This window comes from Vreelandella sulfidaeris Esulfide1, assembly GCF_054072535.1.
On record NZ_CM133364.1, the window covers coordinates 603,714 to 622,197 of the forward strand.

At 54.9% G+C, this 18,484-nt stretch carries 16 protein-coding genes; 11 read left to right on the plus strand and 5 right to left on the minus strand.

Annotation, left to right across the window (positions count from 1 at the left end):
• Positions 1-51: 51 nt before the first annotated feature.
• Positions 52-1,608 (minus strand): ABC transporter substrate-binding protein, encoded by a 1,557-nt coding sequence (locus tag ACW44H_RS02885; RefSeq protein WP_457506730.1) that lies wholly within the window; start codon positions 1,606-1,608, stop codon positions 52-54.
• Between the two features lie 227 nt (positions 1,609-1,835).
• Between ACW44H_RS02885 and ACW44H_RS02890 the strand changes: the two genes are divergently transcribed.
• From ACW44H_RS02890 to ACW44H_RS02940, 11 genes are all read left to right on the plus strand, one after another.
• Positions 1,836-2,561 (plus strand): GntR family transcriptional regulator, encoded by a 726-nt coding sequence (locus ACW44H_RS02890; protein WP_457506732.1) that lies wholly within the window; start codon positions 1,836-1,838, stop codon positions 2,559-2,561.
• The gene (locus ACW44H_RS02895; RefSeq protein ID WP_457506734.1) at positions 2,539-3,561 is read left to right on the plus strand and encodes a histone deacetylase family protein; all 1,023 of its coding nucleotides are present in this window, start codon (positions 2,539-2,541) and stop codon (positions 3,559-3,561) included. Before ACW44H_RS02890 ends, ACW44H_RS02895 begins: the two co-directional genes overlap by 23 nt.
• An 88-nt stretch (positions 3,562-3,649) precedes the next feature.
• Complete coding sequence (locus ACW44H_RS02900; protein ID WP_457506736.1) at positions 3,650-7,315, plus strand: ATP-binding protein; 3,666 nt, start codon at positions 3,650-3,652, stop codon at positions 7,313-7,315.
• Complete coding sequence (locus ACW44H_RS02905) at positions 7,312-7,947, plus strand: condensin complex protein MksE (RefSeq protein ID WP_457506738.1); 636 nt, start codon at positions 7,312-7,314, stop codon at positions 7,945-7,947. The genes ACW44H_RS02900 and ACW44H_RS02905 overlap by 4 nt, the downstream gene beginning before the upstream one ends.
• The gene (locus ACW44H_RS02910; RefSeq protein WP_457506740.1) at positions 7,944-9,197 is read left to right on the plus strand and encodes a hypothetical protein; all 1,254 of its coding nucleotides are present in this window, start codon (positions 7,944-7,946) and stop codon (positions 9,195-9,197) included. The genes ACW44H_RS02905 and ACW44H_RS02910 overlap by 4 nt, the downstream gene beginning before the upstream one ends.
• Complete coding sequence (locus ACW44H_RS02915; RefSeq protein ID WP_457506742.1) at positions 9,194-10,063, plus strand: DUF7281 domain-containing protein; 870 nt, start codon at positions 9,194-9,196, stop codon at positions 10,061-10,063. The genes ACW44H_RS02910 and ACW44H_RS02915 overlap by 4 nt, the downstream gene beginning before the upstream one ends.
• 199 nt (positions 10,064-10,262) lie before the next feature.
• Positions 10,263-11,120, plus strand: coding sequence for a hypothetical protein (locus ACW44H_RS02920; RefSeq protein ID WP_457506744.1), 858 nt, complete (start codon positions 10,263-10,265; stop codon positions 11,118-11,120).
• Positions 11,110-11,535 (plus strand): hypothetical protein, encoded by a 426-nt coding sequence (locus ACW44H_RS02925; protein WP_457506746.1) that lies wholly within the window; start codon positions 11,110-11,112, stop codon positions 11,533-11,535. Before ACW44H_RS02920 ends, ACW44H_RS02925 begins: the two co-directional genes overlap by 11 nt.
• Before the next feature lie 587 nt (positions 11,536-12,122).
• A complete protein-coding gene (locus tag ACW44H_RS02930; RefSeq protein ID WP_457506748.1) occupies positions 12,123-12,974 on the plus strand; it encodes an HNH endonuclease in 852 nt (283 codons plus the stop codon).
• A gap of 258 nt (positions 12,975-13,232) precedes the next feature.
• Positions 13,233-14,195 (plus strand): ribonuclease Z, encoded by a 963-nt coding sequence (locus tag ACW44H_RS02935; protein WP_457506750.1) that lies wholly within the window; start codon positions 13,233-13,235, stop codon positions 14,193-14,195.
• Between the two features lie 166 nt (positions 14,196-14,361).
• Positions 14,362-15,015, plus strand: a complete 654-nt coding sequence (locus tag ACW44H_RS02940; protein ID WP_457506752.1) for a DsbA family oxidoreductase — start codon at positions 14,362-14,364, stop codon at positions 15,013-15,015.
• Between the two features lie 157 nt (positions 15,016-15,172).
• On the opposite strand, the gene ACW44H_RS02945 is transcribed toward ACW44H_RS02940, so the two are convergent.
• The 4 genes from ACW44H_RS02945 to ACW44H_RS02960 form a co-directional block, all read right to left on the minus strand.
• Positions 15,173-15,490, minus strand: a complete 318-nt coding sequence (locus tag ACW44H_RS02945; RefSeq protein ID WP_457506754.1) for a CcdB family protein — start codon at positions 15,488-15,490, stop codon at positions 15,173-15,175.
• Positions 15,490-15,735, minus strand: coding sequence for a type II toxin-antitoxin system CcdA family antitoxin (locus ACW44H_RS02950; RefSeq protein WP_457506756.1), 246 nt, complete (start codon positions 15,733-15,735; stop codon positions 15,490-15,492). Before ACW44H_RS02950 ends, ACW44H_RS02945 begins: the two co-directional genes overlap by 1 nt.
• A gap of 133 nt (positions 15,736-15,868) precedes the next feature.
• The gene (locus ACW44H_RS02955; RefSeq protein WP_457506758.1) at positions 15,869-17,062 is read right to left on the minus strand and encodes an E22 family MetX-like putative esterase; all 1,194 of its coding nucleotides are present in this window, start codon (positions 17,060-17,062) and stop codon (positions 15,869-15,871) included.
• Positions 17,063-17,189: 127 nt separating this feature from the next.
• Positions 17,190-18,431: a PDDEXK-like family protein gene (locus ACW44H_RS02960; protein WP_457506760.1), complete on the minus strand. Its 1,242-nt coding sequence runs from the start codon at positions 18,429-18,431 to the stop codon at positions 17,190-17,192.
• Positions 18,432-18,484 lie beyond the last annotated feature (53 nt).

An 18,484-nucleotide genomic window follows, 5' to 3' on the forward strand; every position in this document is an offset into this window, starting at 1 on the left:
AAGACATAGCTAAAAAACCCAGGTAGCTCGCGCTACCTGGGTGGCCTGGGTTTAGCGATCTAGCCAAGCATCTTTAAAGCCGTCGTTGACCCCCACGCCGGAGGTGACCAGATTTTTCACATCACAGCGATAAAGGGTCGGGAAGCCCAGCTCCATCAGCCAGCCAACGGGCACATCTTCGTGCAGGATTTCCTGAACCTCGCGGTAAAGTTTTTCGCGCTCTTCGTCGGGGAATGCCGTGGCGGCCTCGTTGAAGAGCTCGTCGACACGCTCGTTTTCGTAGCCTTCCACGTTATTCCAGGGCGAGCCCTTGGCAATATTGTCGGAAAGGTAGGTGCGTGAAATACCCAGCGCCGGGTCGCCGTACTGGTAGAGATAGGTAAAGGCCAGGTCATAATCCCAATCGCCCAGGCGCTGGTTCCAGCCGCCCACGTCGGTGGCTTGGGTTTCAACGTTAATACCCACTTCGCGCAGGTTCTGCTGCACGGCTTCGGCCCAGCGGGTCCAGGTTTCGCCATAGGGCAGCGGCAGAATGGTAATCTCTTCGCCGTCGTAGCCCATTTCATCCAGCAGCTCGCGGGCGCGGTCTGGGTTGTAGTCGTAGGGTTCGAGATCATCGTTCTGGAAGCGCGCATTGGAGCCAAAGGCAGAGAGCGGGACATTGCCCAGGCCGTTCCACAGGACATTTTTAGCGAACTCGCGATCCATGGCATACATCACCGCCTGGCGGAAGCGTTTATCCGCGGTGGGGCCTTCGCGGTTGTTCATCCACAGCATGGCAAAGGGGCTGAAGTACTCGTGGCCCTCTTCGGTCATGCAGACGTTATCCATTTCGGCCAAGCGGGGAATATCGAAGTTCTCGACGGTACCGCTCGGCAGCACGTCAATGGTCTCGTTCTCGAACGCCACTGCACGGGAAGCGCCATCAGGAATAACATGCCAGTTCACGCCATCCAGATAGGGCAAGCCCTCTTCGTAATACTCCTCGTTCTTGACCAGCTCGATGACGGTGCCGCGTTCCCAGTTGTCGAACTTGAACGGGCCGGTGCCAATGGGATGGTCGTTGTGTTCGTTATCGCGGAAATCGGTACCTGCGTAAAGGTGTTCGGGCACCATGGTAAAGGTGCCTGCTTCAAACGAGAGCAGGAAAGGACCAAAAGGCTGCTTCAGGGTGAATACCACGGTGTGGTCGTCGGTAGCTTCGATGCTTTCCACATGCTGCAGCACTGCGCGGGCACTGGGGTTCAATTCACGGTGGAAAACATCAGCGGAAAACACTACGTCCTCAGCGGTGAAGGCTTCACCATCGTGCCAGGTAACGTCGTCGCGAAGGTGGAAGGTATAAGTGCGGCCATCATCACTGACTTCCCATGACTCCGCCAGTTGTGGCATGGGCTCAAGGTCGGTGGTGTAGCGCAACAGTCCTTCGTAAATATTGCCCGACACGGTACGGGTGGGCGCGTTCTGAACCATGCCCAGCACCAGGCCGGGCGGCTCCGGCTGGATAATGGTGTTAACCACACCGCCCTCTTTGGGGTCATCGGCCAGGGCGGCGGAGGTGAAAGCAAATGCTGCAGCGGAAATAGCCAAAGCTAAGGGTGTCTTCATGTTTCCTGCTCCTCGGTTATTAGCACGTAATAAATTTACGTAGTCGTTAGGCGAGCGAGGCGTGGCGTGTTAGGCCCAGTTGTGTGGGTTATTGGGGGCCTTTTGAACCTTGCACTTTGAACTTAGCAGCATGCGGCAAAACTGTCGACAGTCGGCAATCGTTCGTCGACAAGGCGCTATTTTTCGTCATACTGGAGTGACAGCGTTACACCCAACGAGTGACTTTTATGGCCTTATCAACGGCGGCTCCCAGGCCCTTTATCCAGCAGCAAAACCTCGTCGAGCAGGTGGCTGACTATTTGACCCAAGCGATTATTCAGCAACACTTTTTACCCGGTGAACGGCTCTCGGAAGTACAGCTTTCCCGGGACTTGGGCGTCAGCCGTGCGCCGGTGCGTGAGGCCGCTCGTTTGTTGGAAAGCCGTGGCTTATTAATATCAAAACCGCGCCGCGGCTTCTTTGTTCGCGCGTTGAATGCCGTTGAACTCGAAGATGTCTTTGATTTGCGGCTATGCCTTGAGAGGCACGCGATTCACCGCTTGGCAGAGCGCTATACGCCGGAAGCACAGCACGCGCTTAAGCAACAGGTAGAGGTGCTCTGTGAAGCGGCCGCCAGTAACGATGGCACCCGTCGAATTGAAGAGGATTTGCAGTTTCACCGCCTGATGCTGCACTACGCCGGCAACGAGCGGCTGCTACGTGCCTTCGACGACCTTACTCATGAACTTCGCCTATGCATCACCCTAATTACCAAAACCCATGAAGCCCCCGACACCATCGCCACCAGCCACTTTAAGCTGCTCGACGCGCTGGATAGCGGCAGCCCGGCCGCCTGCCGTGAGGCGATTGATTACCACATAGGCGTTGCCCGCAAATTCGTGGTGAAGGGTGTGGGTGAAACCGGAGATAGTTCTGATGAAGATAGTGCCGATGAAGACATTCTTTCACGATGATCAATTGCTTCATCAGCCGCAAACTTACTTCTCCCGCGGCAAGATGCGCACTCCCCAGGAAGTGCCGGAGCGCGCGACAAAACTGCTAGCGGCGGCCAAGCAGCTAGGGTTTGATATTCAGGCTCCCTTGGATCATGGCGTGGCGCCGTTAAGAGCAGTGCATTCGCTGTCCTATCTGCGCTTTCTGGAGAGCGCCCATCGGCGCTGGCATGCCCTAGGCGAGGATTGGGGTGAAGAGGTGATCTCCAATATCTTCGTGCGTTCGCCCAATGCCCTGCGCGGCATCTTGGCGGAAGCCGGGCGTTACTTGGCTGACGGCAGCGCGCCGGTGGGGCAGTACACCTGGCAGTCGGCTTATTGGTCCGCGCAAAGCGCGGTCGCCGGGGCGGAGGCTTTACTGGCCGGGGAGCAATTCGCCTATGCCCTATCGCGCCCGCCAGGCCACCATGCGGGTATCGATTCCGCCGGCGGCTTTTGCTTTCTCAATAACGCCGCCATTGCTGCGCAGCGCCTTACCTCTCGCTACCCACGCATCGTCGTGCTGGACCCCGACATGCATCACGGCCAGGGCATTCAGGAGATTTTCTACCAGCGCGACGATGTGCTGTATATCTCGATCCACGGCGATACCACCAACTTCTACCCGGCGGTAACCGGCTTCGAAGACGAGCGCGGGCAGGGCGCCGGACTGGGCTATAACCTCAACCTGCCGATGCCCCATGGGTCAGAAGAGTCAGTGTTTTTTGACCGCCTGGAAGAAGCCTGCCAGGCCATTCGCTTGTTCGAGCCAGATGCGATTGTGCTGGCGCTGGGGTTCGATATCTACGAACTCGACCCACAAGCCAAAGTCGCCGTTTCTACTGCGGGATTCGGTGAGCTGGGCCGAAGGGTAGCGGGCCTGAACGCACCCACGCTAGTGGTGCAGGAAGGCGGCTACTACCTGGAGGGGCTGGAAGCCAATGCGGTGAGTTTCTTTGAAGGGTTGCTCGGTAAGTCGTAATGAGTAGGACAAGCCATCCAGGTGTCTGGCAAAATAGTTGCATTCGGCGATCAGCAAAACGATCCGCTTAGCAACCAAAGGACACGGCATGGCCCACCTGCTACGCATCGTAATGATTCACGGCCACCTGGAAGGGGTGGTCGAACTAAGTGTGGACGGCCACACCAATATTTGCGGCACCAATGCCTCCGGCAAGACCACGCTACAGCGGCTGGTGCCGGTATTTTACGGCGAGCTACCCAACAAGGTCGTGCCTAAAACCCGCATGAAGTTTGATGCGTTTTACCTGCCACATCGCAATAGCTACCTGGTGTATGAATACCGCCGCGAAGCGGGCAATATCTGCCAGGCGGTGTTGACCCGCAAGGCCGAGGGCGGGATCGAGTATCGCTTTGTCGGCGCGCCTTACCAGCCGGAAGATTATCTGGTGGAAAGCGAGGCGGGCGTAGCCGCGCTGGATTATACCCAGTGGGCCAGCGGCCTACGGCGCAGCGGTACGCCGGTGTCGCCCAAACTCGGTGCTACCTCTGAATTCCGCTCGGTGATCCAAAACGATTTTACCCAACTGCACGGCAACAGCCGCGACGGCCTCAAGCTGCGCCAGATCGCGGCGCAGTTCAGCCTGGTGAAGCCTGAGCGGCGCATCCGCCATATCGAAAAGCTGGTCTCGGCGGTACATGCCAAAGAGGGCAAGATGGACACCCTCAAGACCATGCTGGCGGCGATTTTCGAAGAGGATGGTGTCGAACTGCCGGTAACGCGGATTCGCAACATCAAGGCCCGGGAGTGGATCGCCCAGATGCGCCAGTCCATGCGCCTGGAACCGCTGCAAGCGTCGCTCGCCCGGCTTGCCGGTATTGATCGTGAACTTGCCCATCTTGATGCCACGCTATGGCAACTCAAGCCTCAGCTTGAAGACGACCGCCAGCGGGCAGAGCGCCAGATGGCCGATGTAGACGCCGAGCTTGCCCGCCATCAGCGCGAATTTCAGCAGCGGGAAAGTGACTACGCCCAGGCGCGGGACGCGCTAAACGACCAGCACAGCGAAGTGGTCAGCGATTTGCAGCAGACCCAGCGCCGCTTGAACGACCTGCAAACCCAGTACGAGCGCTATGCTGACGCGGACATGCCCGCCCTGGAGCGCGATATCAACGCGCTACCCCAGTGGCGCGAACAGCGCGACCAGTTGCGCACTCACTTGAACGTGATGCAGGACGCGGTAAAAGAGAGCCAGGCACGTCTGGACGGGCGACTGCGTGAATTGTCCGAAGCGCTGGCCCGCCAAACCCGCGAAGCCCAAGAACTGATCGACGCCCTGGTCGAAGAGAAAGCCCTGCGCCGGGAGCAGCAGTGGGAAGCCGAACAGCAACTTAATGAGCGCTACCAGCAGGAGCGCCAGCGCCTGGAGGGCGAATACCAGGCGCAGCTGGAACTCGGTGTTGAGCAGCTAGCCGAACTGAAAGCGCAGCTCTCGCTCTCGACCCAGACCGCCGAAGAGGCCAATGAGTCGGAGCTTGCCCAGGCGCGTCTGGATCAAGCACAGCAGGAGCGCAATGCATCGGCCGCTACGTTGGATGGCTTGCGCCGCGAGTTTGAAAGCTGCCGCCGCGCTCGCGACGACGTCGAGCAGCAGCTGGTGCAGCTTCGCCAGCAGCTTGAGCGCGCCGAGCAGCGCAGTTTTGCGCTCTATCAGCAGCGCGACCCCGAGCAGGGCAGCCTGCGCCACTTCCTGCGTTATCACCGCCCCGGTTGGGAGCAGCAGTTAGGCAAGGTGATTGCGCCGGAACTGTTGGAGCGTCGCGATCTTGCCCCGCAACTGGCCGAAAGCGGCAGCGACGACCTGTTCGGGCTGGCGCTGGATCTTTCTGCCATCGCGTTACCCGACTACGCTCAGGATGAAGCCAGCCTGCTGGCCGCGATCGAAGAGGCGGATAACTCCAAGCGGCGGGTGCAATCAGAAAGTCAGGCCGCCGAGAAATCCCTCAAGCAGCATAACGAGCGGGTGCAGCAGGCCGATGAAGCTCAGGATCAGGGCCGCATGGCCCACAAGCGCGCCGAGCAGGAAGTCGAGTTTGCGATAGAGGCCCGCCGCCAACAGCAGGAGCGCCATACCAAGCGCCAGCAGGAGCGGCGTGCCGCCCATCAAACCGCGTTGGCCCGCCAGGAACAGGCACAAAACGAGCTGCGCGAAGAGAAGCAGCAGGCGCTTGCAGCGTTAAATGAAACCCATCAAAGCCAGCTATTAGAGCTAAAGGCCGATAGCCAGAGCCAGGTGGATAGCCTGGATGCCCAGCTGCGCCAGTATAAGCAGCAGTTGAGCGACGCCAACCAAGAGCACCAGCGTCAGCGCGCGGAACTGGAAGAAGCATTTAGCCAGGAACTGGCCGAGCAGGGCGTCGACCCCGCCAAACTCAAAGATACCAAGGAGCGGCTGGCAAGCCAGGATGAACGCATCCGCGTTACCGCCGCCCGTCAGGATGAACTGACCGAATACACTCGCTTTATGCGCGTTGAGTGGGGGCAGCACAAGCCGCAGCTGGTCGCGCAAGAAGCCGAGCTGGAGCAGGCGGAGCAAAAGCTGCAGCGTGATAAAGAGCACCTGAAAAACGACTTCCAGGCGGCACGCAAAACCCACCAAAGCACGGTCAGCACGCTGAAAACCCAGCGGGAGAGCGAATACGCCTGCCTGGAAGCCTTGAAGCCGCTACTTACGCAACTGGAAGCCTTGGCCATCGAGCCCGACGGCCAGGCGCCCGGCACGCCACTGGGTGATGTGGACGAGCGTATTGAGCGCGCCCGTCAGGCACTGGGCAATCGCCACCAGCTCATCGAGCAACTGCGCCGTGGCTGCCTGGAGGTGGAAAGCCAACTGATCAAGGACGCCAGCAGCGGCTTTGCCGAAGCGCTGGAGAGCGAACGCAGCAAGCTGCAGAGCGACAACCCGCGCCTACAGCTGCCGCTACTGCGCGACATGCTCAAACTGCTCGAAGATCAACAGCAGCAGCTGATTCAGGAAGGCCGCAACCTGAGCGACGACCTGGACAAGTTCTTCACCGTGTTCCGCGATTTGAATCGGCGCATCAGCGCCCAAAGCCGTCGGCTTTCGGAAGAGGTCGCCGACGACCTGCGCCTGGAGGGCATCACCAAGGCCGAAGTGCGCATCCAGTCGACCATTGATGAACTCGGTTTCTGGGAGCCGTTGAAGCTGTTCGCCCAGCGCTATAAAGAGTGGCGCGAATCAGGCCAGACGCTGCCCAGCGACGACTACCTCAATACCCTGGCGGACGTGGTCGATCTACTGCGCAGCGACCAACAGTACAGCTTCGAAAGCCTGCTACGCCTGGAGCTGCACCTGAACGAAGGCGGCACTGATCTGGTGATTAAGAACGACCGCCAACTGCTGGAGTCCTCCAGCCACGGCATGGCGTATTTGATTCTGTGTAAATTCCTGCTGGCGTTTACCCGCCTGCTGCGTGGCGATGCGGACATCGCCATTCACTGGCCCATCGATGAGATCGGCACGCTGGCGTACCACAACGTCGAAAAACTGTTCGACGCCTGCGACAGCAACCGCATTCATATCGTCGGCGCCTTCCCCAATCCAGAGTCCGATGTGCTGCTGTTGTTCGCCAACCGCTACCTGATCGACCGCGATCAAACCAACCCCAACAAGCGGGTGTTAAAACGCATCGAGCCACGGCTAAGCCGCCTGGCCGAACGGCTCCAGGAACGTCAGCAGGAGGTGACAGCATGATCGAACATGGCCCACTGCTTGAGCGCTTGCTGGCCGGTGAGTTTGTCTGCCCGATCAGCGATGAGAGCGGCTACCGCCATCTCACCAATGAAGAGACCCGCGAAGAGATCGACACCTACCTGCGGCCGCTCAATCGCCGACTGGCCAGCAACGAAGACGGCAGCGTCTACTTCCTCGCCTGGCGTCAGCTCAATGACAACGCCCGGGATCAGCTGTCGCGCCAGCTTAACGACACGCTCAATAGTCTGCTGCCACTGCTGGAGTGGCTGCAGCTGGTTCAAGAAGCGTTAGGCCGCGATACCCTGGCCGCCCCCGGCGATGTGCTCAAACCCGCCGAGTTCAGCGCCAAGTGCGAAGATAACCAGAGCCTGCGCGAACGCCTGGAGCGCCTGGCCACCGACAGTTTTTTCGGCTCGCAAAGTGATCAGCTCGATGCTCAGGTGAAGCAGGTCTTCAAGCGCCTGAAGGAGCACGGCTACCTGCTCCAACCTCACGCCGAGCGGCAGGTATTTGTGGTCACCGGCAAGATCGACTATTTGGTGGATCTGGTGCGCTTTATCCGCGATGAAGAGAACCTGCCCATCGACGCCGACAAAGAGGAGGGCTCCGGCGCCCAGGAGGCGCTGTTGTGAGTACGAGCGTGAACAGCAGTGGGAATGAGCTGGAAAGCCGCCTGCTGAAAACCGGCAGTGAACGGCTGGCACTGCTCGGCAAGCATTCAGAGGCACTGATGCAGGCCTACACCCGCGATGAAGTGCCGCTGGAATCGCTCAGCGACAGCGCGCTGCGCAAGCTGTTGGCGGCGCGCGTTCTATGGCGCCCGGATGAGCAGAGCGGCGTGAAGCTGGCGCCCAAGGTGCGCGAACTGATCGCCGAGATGCTCGCCGACGAGACCCGCCGCCATGTGAATGCCGACGTAGCGGAAACCCTGGAGCTGATTCGCTCATTGGTGCACAGCTACCGGGAAGCGCGCAGCCGCGGCGAACACTGGCGGTTAGAGCAGCAGCTAATGCGCCTGCGCCAGGAAGTCGATGACCTGAACGGGCGCTTTGCCGATGCCATCGACAGCTTATGGCAGCGGCTGAATAGCGATTTTGGTTTCGTCAGCCAGCTCAACGACAAGATCCGCGAAAACGACCGCGCCCAGAAGCAGATCGCGAGGCTGTTGGATGGCCTGGCGCTGATCGACTTCGACGAGCTGATCGAGCTAGTGGGCAGCGACGGCAGCCTGCGCAAGCTATTGATCAGCCAGCTTCAACAGCAGTTAAGTAACCACTACACTGGTCTGCGCGAAGTGCAGCGGCGCTTGATCGAACTAATGGCGCGCTTCCGTAAGCAGCAGGCGCGCAGCCGCCTGATCAGCGGCATGGCCGCCTTTATGCGCGAACACCCCGGCTTTGTGCCGGGCAACTATGCAAGGCGCAGCGAGGTGCCCGTGCTGGTCAATCAAGCCGCACCGCTAAGCGCTGCCGCCGCCCCGGCGCTGGATCGCAACCTGGATAGCCGATTGCTCGCCGAGCTGCTGCACCAGCTACCCCAGCCGCGCCACACCACGCAAACGGTTGAAGCCGCGGCCCCGGCACAAGCCCAGGAAAGCAGCCTGGCCGCCGCCCGCCAGCAGGCGCTCAAGCAAGATGTGGAACACTTCTATTTAAGCGTGATCGACCAATCCCAGGCGGCGCCGGTCAGCGCCCTTGAGTACCTACACGAAAGCCCGCTGGAATGGCCGGATGAAATCTGGCTTTTCCAGGTGATTTCAGAATACCAGGGCCTGCCGCGCAGCGATCAGAAGGCGTTTCGGCTCAAACAGCAGGAGAGCCAGGCGAGCCAATTCAACCACCTACGCCTGATCCACGATGTAGAACTGCAGCTGGCCGTATGAACCTACCCAGCCGCGCACGCAATGGCCTTAACGGCGTCGCCCGCGAACTTCTCCGCCAGCCCGCGGTGGAGAAGCCTCGCCGCCAGTGGGTAGACGACGTAGTGGCTTGGTGCCACCAGCACGACATTGACTTGGCTTCGCGCATCAACAGTAAAGCGCTGCGTTTTGACGCCGCCTTGCTGGCGCAGATCAATGACGTATTAGACAGCGCCCGAATAGCACCGCTAGGCCGCTCACTCAGCGGCCTGACCAGCAGCGCCCAGGCGAAAGAGGGCGTGGAAGAAGACAAAGCCACCCGCGAAAGCCCCCGTGCAAGAAGGATACTCGTCAGCTTTCCGCCACAGCCAACAACCGGGCTTGCCAGCGAGCCACGCACTATTCGCGATGTGGATGTACTGAGGTTAAAGCTAAGCGCGTTCAGCGCTCTAATCCAGGTCGAAAACCTGGACAGCTTCTATGAGTTTTCGCCGGAACTCCCAGCACTAAGCGGCTACATAAAGCCGCTGGTTGTCTACCGAGGCGACAGCCACTACGGCGGCGGCTTTGCCTTACTGGCCGAAGCGTGGCGCAAAACCCATCGACCGCATATCTACGCCGGTGACTTCGATGTAAAAGGCGTGACGCTAGCGCTCGACAGCAATGCCACCCACTTGCTCCTGCCCGCCATCGAATGGCTTACTCAAAACGCCACGTCGCTGCACGTGCCTGCCGAACAGTTTCCTTACCAACGTAGGCTTCGTAAGCACCTTGCCGCACTGCCAGCCGCTCATCCACTGCGTGAGTACTTAACGTTGCTGCTGGAAAAGCAGCGGGGGCTTAAGCAGCAGTGGTTTGGTGGGGAGGTGGTGGGTGTTGCATTAAAGTGAAAGTGGAAGCAGTAAAACATGAGTGAAGAAGAATGTTCGATAGATAGGCAATATTTACTTTGCCTAGAAGCAAATCAATGGGATAGAGTTGAATAAGTTGGTTTCATTACCTAAGTGGCTGAACGTTAACTAAGCTCCTTTTGTAAGCATGCAGTCACTTTTGCCTGCTGTATGACACCGGAAATAATAAGGAGATAAAGTGCCGCCAGAATTGATGATAAAATTAAAATACCTTGAGAATAGGAATAATCCTGCAGAAGTTTTTGAGGCGATGGCTCTATATATTAATGCATACAAAGACTTCGGGCAGTTACTTACAAATTCTGTTGGTCTGAAATTAGATTTTCAATTTCAGCTCAATGACATTGAGAAAAGCTCTATATTGAGCAAGCTTTCTGCATTGCCGAACAGTATTGACGCTATGCTGGAAAAAGCATTTTACTCATCAGGAAATAGTCTGTTTCAAGCTCTAAAAGAAACTAATGAAACAAAAAGTGAAGAACAGGTTGAATCTGTTGCCGTAAGTATTGAATCAACGTTAGCGGATAATATTAAGTATAAAATTGCTGACCCTTACATTGATAGGCAGAACTTAGCATATGTTCTTAAGGGGTTTTCTGCTGCGAACGAAAAGATAAATCCAGGAGAAAGTGTGATAATAATGTCTAGTCACCAGCCTGAACAAAAGTGTAATTTAAATACTAGTTGGAGGTTTACTGGAAATCCTAAAAACATGTTCAGAGGATCTACAGAGTGCCAAGCACATAGAGACAAACTTTCTGTGAAAATTTCAGTGAATGAAGGCAATTCAGTGTGGTCTTTTCGCAGCCATTCATTGGACAGAAGATTTTGCGCTCGAATAACCCATAAGGAGTGGCTTGAGAGTTATCAAAATGGGTTGATACAAGCAATTGGGCCAAAAGACGTTATCGAAGCGGATATTTCTTATGATATTTATACTCCTCCGAAAGGAAAGGGGCAGCCACAAATAAGAAATGCCCGAATAAAAGAAATTGTAAATGTGCACCGAAATAATGGTCGTCAATATGAGTTATGAGCCAACTAAGCTTGAGAGAAAAGCCATTTATGCTGATTTAAAAAGTGAATTTATTTATATGGCTATTCCTTTCATGCTTCTCATTGGTGTGAGGCTTTATATAGGTAGATGGCAAGATATAATTCTATCTCCAGATTGGTCTCTGGCATCATGCTTAATATTTGGGCAAATAACATCGAAAGTGTCTAAAGCGGTAGCAAACAGTTCAGTTAAGACCAGTCAGCAGTATTTTGGTTTATATACAGCAAAACGGTTTCTCTTTGTTGTGATTGCAGTTGCATTTTATTTTGGTATGCTTGCAAAGCCGACTATGGGGTTGGGTTATACTCAGATAATATTATTTTTCATCGCAAGTTATTTTCATTTCTCAGATGGTTTTACAACAAGTTTATTACAGAAAGGGTGTGGTAAATAATTTAAGTCTAGTCTATGTCGTCATATGAATTTGAGCTAAGCTAGCTAGTTTAGCTTTTATTAGAGATTCTGCTCAGTCTACAATTATCATTCTTAAAGAGGGTTCCGGCGTATGGCGATTCGTTTCTTCTGGCCTGGTCGCTTGCGGCATTGCGTTGACACTTTATAAGACTTAGGAACGCCTCATGCTGCTGATATGGCTCTTCAGGCCACTACTAGCCTTCCTCATGGCCCCGCAACATTACGAACACCAACAGCGGCCCCTCAACTAGCTTTAACCTTACTCAGCTTGGCCACGCCTAGCCATATAAAGGCGAAGTGATGCTTCCAACGTGAGTACAAGGTTTATTCCGTGATATATCCTAGTCTAACTGCTCATTGCAATGAGGTAAGTACTGTTAGATATAGCAAAACGAGCAGGTATGCGAATTTTGGATATTCCGCCAAAATCTGCTTTGCTCTTAAGGGAATCAATGGGTAGAGTCAAACGAGGTGGCTACATAAACTCAATGAGTGCGTCAACTCCTTTATTGAGGTTATTAGCCTTTCTTATAATTACTGTTATGTCCTACAACTAGGCTTTTTGCAATGAATAAAAATACCGCTCGCCATTTGGTAAAAGTCCTGCAGGATGACCTCGGAAGTTGTGTCGAGTTTAATCTTTCGGAGGAAATTCGGCAGTTTCCCCTGAAGGGATTCCACTCCTTTGCGGATGGCAAATCCTGTATAGGAGCATTTCGAATTGAACGAGTCGATGGCGAAAAGTTATGGTTACTAGTCATCGATTGGTATGAAGATGGCAACTACTACGTTGTCTTATACCCGAATAATAAAAATCTTGCCCCAATAGCAGAATTACACAATCAACGGGATGGGCAAGAATCGGTGGATCTAATCTGGACGTACCGACCGAGAAAACGCGATGGGCGCAACAAAGAAAGGAAGGAAGCTTTCGCTCAAATTGCCGGCTCCGTCGATTATGTCGTGTCTCTTCCTGGGGTCCTCGTAACCCTGGAAGATTTTCTGGAGGATGTTTTCCAACTTTCAACCTTCCGAATTACTGCAGATGAGCTATCGGACAATACCGATGAATCAACGCGCCAATCTTTCCCGGAAGGCAAAAGAATAGAGCGCCTACACAAGTACAGGGAAAGAGATTCTAGGGCTGTCTCCCAGGCCAAACGCAAGCATGCTCAGAGACACGATGGAGCGTTGCCCTGTGAAATTTGCGGATTCGATTTCGCAAGAAAGTATGGTCCCCTCGGGGAATCGTACATCGAGGCACACCACACTAGGCCGTTAAGCGAGCTTGTTGCCGGAGAAATGCGAATTACAAAAGTCTCTGATTTCGCATTGGTCTGTGCGAATTGCCATCGAATGCTCCATAGGAAGCGGCCGTGGGCTAGTGTTGACGAACTCAGGAAGACGCTGAAAAGGTGAAACATAACAAGCGGCTGCAGCCGACTGGTTTTCCGCTGCCGCTACAAACCGGCGGCTGAGCCCATGCGTTATGAGCTAGGTGCGCTAATGCTTTAACCGCAAGTCAAGTCAGCTAGGCTTGGCGGATGCAGGTACGCCCCAACTGCATTAATGTACGCCTATTAATTAGCGTAAAAGCACGAATGCTTAAATTCAGTTGGCTACTAGTCCACCGCCTTATTCCCAAAGCGAGTGCATAAGAGAGAGCATGGACGCGATATGAATTTACTGTTCCTAGGCACCTCCGCTGGCGTGCCCACCAAAACAAGAAACGTCTCCGGCATCGCTCTACGAGAGAGCAAGGGGAAGGGCTGGTACCTAATCGATTGTGGTGAGGGTACTCAACATCAGGTGTTGCACACGAAGCTGTCGTTCCATTCATTGAAAGCCATCTTTATTACCCACGTGCACGGCGACCACTGCTATGGGTTGCCGGGCATACTGGCGAGTGCGGGAATGGGTGGCCGGAAAGCGCCGCTGACCATTGTGGCGCCCGCCGGTATCAAAGCGTGGTTGGAGGCCACCTGTGAGGCCACGCAGCTTTGCTTGCCCTTCGCCCTGGCGTTTATCGACTCGGACGACCTGCCCAGCGTTGAGTTTGAAAGCATCGCGGTGACCACCTTCAGGCTTTCACACCGGGCGCCGTCCTATGCTTATGGGTTTACGGAGACAAAGGTCGATGCTGCCTTGGACGTGGATAAGCTAGCGCAAAAGGGAATTCCGAGAGGGCCGTTGTGGGGGCAGTTGAAGCAAGGGTTTGATGTTGAGTTTGAGGGCGAGCAGTTAAAAAGCCATGACTTCTTGATCTTCAAACACAAGCCAAGAAAAGTGGTGATCGCTGGCGACAATGACCAGCCTGACTTGTTGATGGATGCCTGCGCGGGGGCACAGGTGCTGGTTCATGAAGCCACCTATACAGAAGAGATGGCCCAGAAGGCCGGTGATGTAGGGCATAGCTACGCCAAACTTGTCGCCGTGTTTGCCGAATCGGTACAGCTTCCCAATCTGGTGCTGACGCACTTTAGCCCCCGTTACCAGCTCAACCCCCATGCGTCGCCGTCCATTGAGGATATCCGCAAAGAGGCCCAGCACGTCTATTCAGGTTCGCTTTATTTGGCGCAGGATTTTAGCGAATACACCCTGGATAAAGCGGGCCACTTTTCTGAAGTGGCGGGTGAATAGCTTTCTTGTTTTTTGTATCTATATAACTGAATCGCTCCGAGTATTCTAGACACCCATAATATTGCTCCTTACCCACTGAGCTGGTTGCGTTTAGGCGTTGCTTGATAAATGCCAAGTCTTAGCGCAGTTTGTGCGCTGATGACCAAACCCAACAAGGATATCCATCATGCAAAAGGTAAGAATTGACCTAGTGTCCGATGTCGCCTGCCCGTGGTGCGCGATCGGCTACCGGCGCTTGGAACAAGCGTTAGAGACACTCAATGGCGAGATCGACGTTGAGCTGGTCTGGCAGCCCTTTGAGCTGAACCGCGACATGCCGCCCGAGGGCGAGCCGATTTTGGAGCACTTGTGCCGCAAGTACGGCAAGGACGCGGCCAGCATGGAGCAGTCCCAGCGCGAGATTATGGCCGCCGCCGAAGAGCTTGGGCTGAATTTCCGTGGTGCCCTTGAGCGCCGGGCGAACAATACCTTCGCTGCCCACCGCGTGCTGGCGTGGGCCGGAACGCAAAACCAAGAGACCGCCCTGCAGTTGGCACTCTTCGAGGCCTACTTCGGTGAGGCGAAAAACCCCGCCGACCCAGAGGTTCTGCGGGAGAAGGCCATTGAGGTTGGGCTGGACGGCGACACTGCCGAGGCCATCGCACGCTCGGATCAGTACGCGGATGAAGTACGAGCAGCAGAGCAGCGCTTCATGGAGGCAGGGGTAAGCGCGGTGCCAGGATTTATTCTCGATGGACGTTACCTGATCTCTGGCGCCCAGCCCGCTGACGTGCTTGTCGATGCGCTTCGTCAGGTGGCCGAAGAGAACGCCAACCGCTAATGATCTAGAGGCTCAGACCTGAATTGAGGATAGCGACTGTTGTCGCTGATCCTCCTGCTGCAAAAAAATCCGAGAAATCGAACTGATTCGAACTCAATATGCCTGCCAGCCAGGTTCGGGGTGCTAAAAGAGAGCATGGACGCGATAATTTTGAACATTAAATCCCAGTAACAGCGAGATCAAGCGCACCCACAATCTGGCTCCTAAAATGCGAAAGGGTACCGACGGGGGAGTTGAGATGTTTCACTGGCACTGATGAGATTTGCGGCGTCAGCAACAACAGCCCCTGACCGTTGAACGTTATTTCCGGTGTGAGGCCTTGCATGACGTTGCCACCAAAAGCTGCTCGATTGCCCAATGGGATCACGATTCGGGTTGCCAGATCTGTAAGTAGGCTACTTTGGATATCCACCAAGTACGGATAGTACGCTCTGCTGGTCTTGCTGGGGTTAGGGTAGACATCGAACTGAGCCATCAAAACTCCCGAAATTCGTCACCGAAGCAGCCATGCTGCTCGACAAAATCGTTGTAGCTTGTGATTGCAGCTCGATTTTCTTCGATCCATTGGGATGCCTCGCATTTTGCCAACTCTTCTCTCAATGCGCGTTCTAGTGTGGCCGAGAGATTAATGTTCAAAGCGCGAGATTTTTGAAGCAAGTCGCTGTTAACTGACAAATTTGCGGCTTTTTTCGGTGCTGCGGTGTTATATAGCGCGGCCATTGCAGCCCCCTGTGACTGTCATAAGCATGTAAATAGCATATGCGCATAGCAATGCGCACTCAAGTGGCTAAAACTTTAAATATTGTCAGCTGCACTTGCGCTGGCTTTAACCTAAAAGCCAGCGCTCAATCCCTTACTGTAAAAACTCACGCAACGTATCACTCGCCTGGTCAATGGATAGCACACCATCCAAATGCCCGCGATTACCTTCCAGGGTTTCCAGTGTCACGTCGGTGCCATCAGCCTCAATCAACTCGGCGGTGCGGCGCACGCCTTCAGGGACGAAGACGAGGTCTTTTTCGCTATACAACATCAGTGTGGGTGCTTCGATGGCGGCAAGCCCCTCTTCTAACGATTCGCCATGGCCCGCCATAAAGGTTTGGTTGGCCTGAACCAGGTACAGGAAATGGTTGGCATCAGACGTTTCCGCACGCGTGGCGGCGATATCATCCAGCGTTTGCTCGATCGCGTAGCGGGCGTTGATATCCTGGGCCGGGTCGCGTTCTTCGTCGGCCCAATCGCGATTAAATGTCTCGTTGGCCCACTGCCAGTGGTTGGCGTTGAGCGTCACCAGCTTCAGCGCCTCTTTTAGCCCGTCGGTGGGCGGCTCGCCGTCGTAGTAGTTACCCTCGTTCCAGTTGGCATCCAGCCGAATCGGCGCTGCCCAGGCGCTTAGCGTGGCCAGCAGCCACGGGTCGGCAACGCCGCCGCCGATGACTGAAATAAGCCGTTCTACTCGGTCTGGGTAGGCGCTGGCCCACTCGATGGCCTGGAGCGCGCCCATCGAGGCACCCATCACCGCATGCAGCGACTCAATGCCTTGGCTCTCCAGTAGCTCGCGCTGTACCTCGACAAAGTCACGAATGGTGACGACTGGGAAGTCCATTCCCCAGGGCTCGCCGGTATCGGGATTGATGGAGGCGGGCCCGGTAGTGGTGACGTTGGGGTCATTGGCATTTAGGTTTACCAACGTATCCGAGGAGATAATGTAGTACTCATCGGTATCCAGCGGTTTGCCGGGGCCAATGATGGCATCCCAGTAGCCGGTTGGTTCGCCATCCTGATCATAACGGCCTGCTGCATGGCTGGAGCCTGAGAAAAAATGGGTAATTAAAATAACGTTATCGCGAGCCTCATTAAGTTCGCCATAGGCTTCCCAGCCCACCGTGACGTTAGGGATCGTCTCGCCGCCCTGGGTAGTGAAGCTGTCTATTTCAAAGGTGTGTTTTTCGACGATGCCATCCCAGGCCCAAAGGGGGGAGGTCAGAAGCAGGCCAAGGCCGGAACATAGCGTTGCCGTGAACAGCATTTGTCGTGTAGATGCCATTGGGGTGCCTTAAACGAGGGGTTATTGTGATTGTTTTGGGCCACAGACAGTGGCCACCCTCTCAGCGTAGCCGGTTCTAGCGTATTTTGAACGGTTTCAAGTCGTACCGTTCAGCGTTTCAACCTCATTAGCCGGTTTTATTGGTTCCTGGCTGGAAAGCGTGTTCATTTACCCATTTGGCTAAATCACCCAGCGCTTTCATGGCTCCAACCTTGGTGTACTCTCTGGGCCAAGCACTCAACGCCAACCAGCGTCCTTTGACTTCATACCAAGCATCGCTGTCACCGCCATCTCTGTACCAACTGCATCCCGGCTGTTTGGTAGCAGGCGTTTCCTTCAGAAATGCCTGTTCGATTTCTTTAAGCCAAAGATCACTGCTTTCCTGACTTTCCAAATATGCCCGTATCTCGAAACCGATGCTTTCATCGCCTTCCGACTCTGATGAAGGATAATAAACAAGGCAAACTTGAGAGGCTCCACCGTGGCTATTACTCCAAGCAGAGGGAATGAAACGCCACGCTCTTGTTTGCTTCCAATTTTCCGGCTTCTTATTGGTACTGAGTTCGCTGATGTCTATCTGTAACGCAGCAGCAATAGAGCTTTTCCCTTCCACCATCAACTCTTGTTCGAATTGCTCTAAACGCTGAGATGCTTCGTGCAAGTCATTGAAATGTTTTAACGAAAATAACAGCTCGTCTTTCGTCATTGTCTTTTCTTCTGTTGGATGGGCGATAGAGAAGAGGTGCTGCAACAACTCTTGATAGAAAATTTGCCATTTTGTCTGGCTAGATGGTGCTACATCTTGCCCGTACAGTTCATAGGCCGAGGCCAATAGTGCTGCGTAGGACAGCGTCGGCCAGCCCGCGCTCTTGGCGGGCGCTTGAACGCTTGCCTTGGAGACATCCGGGCATAAAACACACCTGTAGGCTTTAACCCCATAGCTGTTCAGCAAATCGTCATAGGCATAAAACGGATTATTCTCCGCCGAAGCCCACACTTTATGCTCGATACCCAGGACGAAGTCATTTCCTGAAACTACTAAATCCAGGCGCTTGGTTGATTCACTCTCAGCGTTCCAACTGCCTGCTTCCCGCTCGGTAGTAACCGCTTCCCAGTCGATTTGCTGTAGATGTTCGTGATCGAATTGATCGCTACGTACCAGTGCATGCAGCAGGGCTTTGGCTAACCAGTGGGGCGCGCCGGGATAACCGCCCATAAAGAAGGCCATTAAGTTCGATAGGCGGTTCTCATTCTGTCCAGGTCCTGCAACGGCAAACAGATTGGGGATAGGGGGTGGCGGTTTGGGTAGCAGTGCCAGCTTCTCAAAAAAAAGCTCCAATGTGACTAGATCAGTAGACTCTGGGTGCATTAATTATTCCTAAATAATACTAAGCTTATTAAGCCCATTAGCTTGCAGCATAC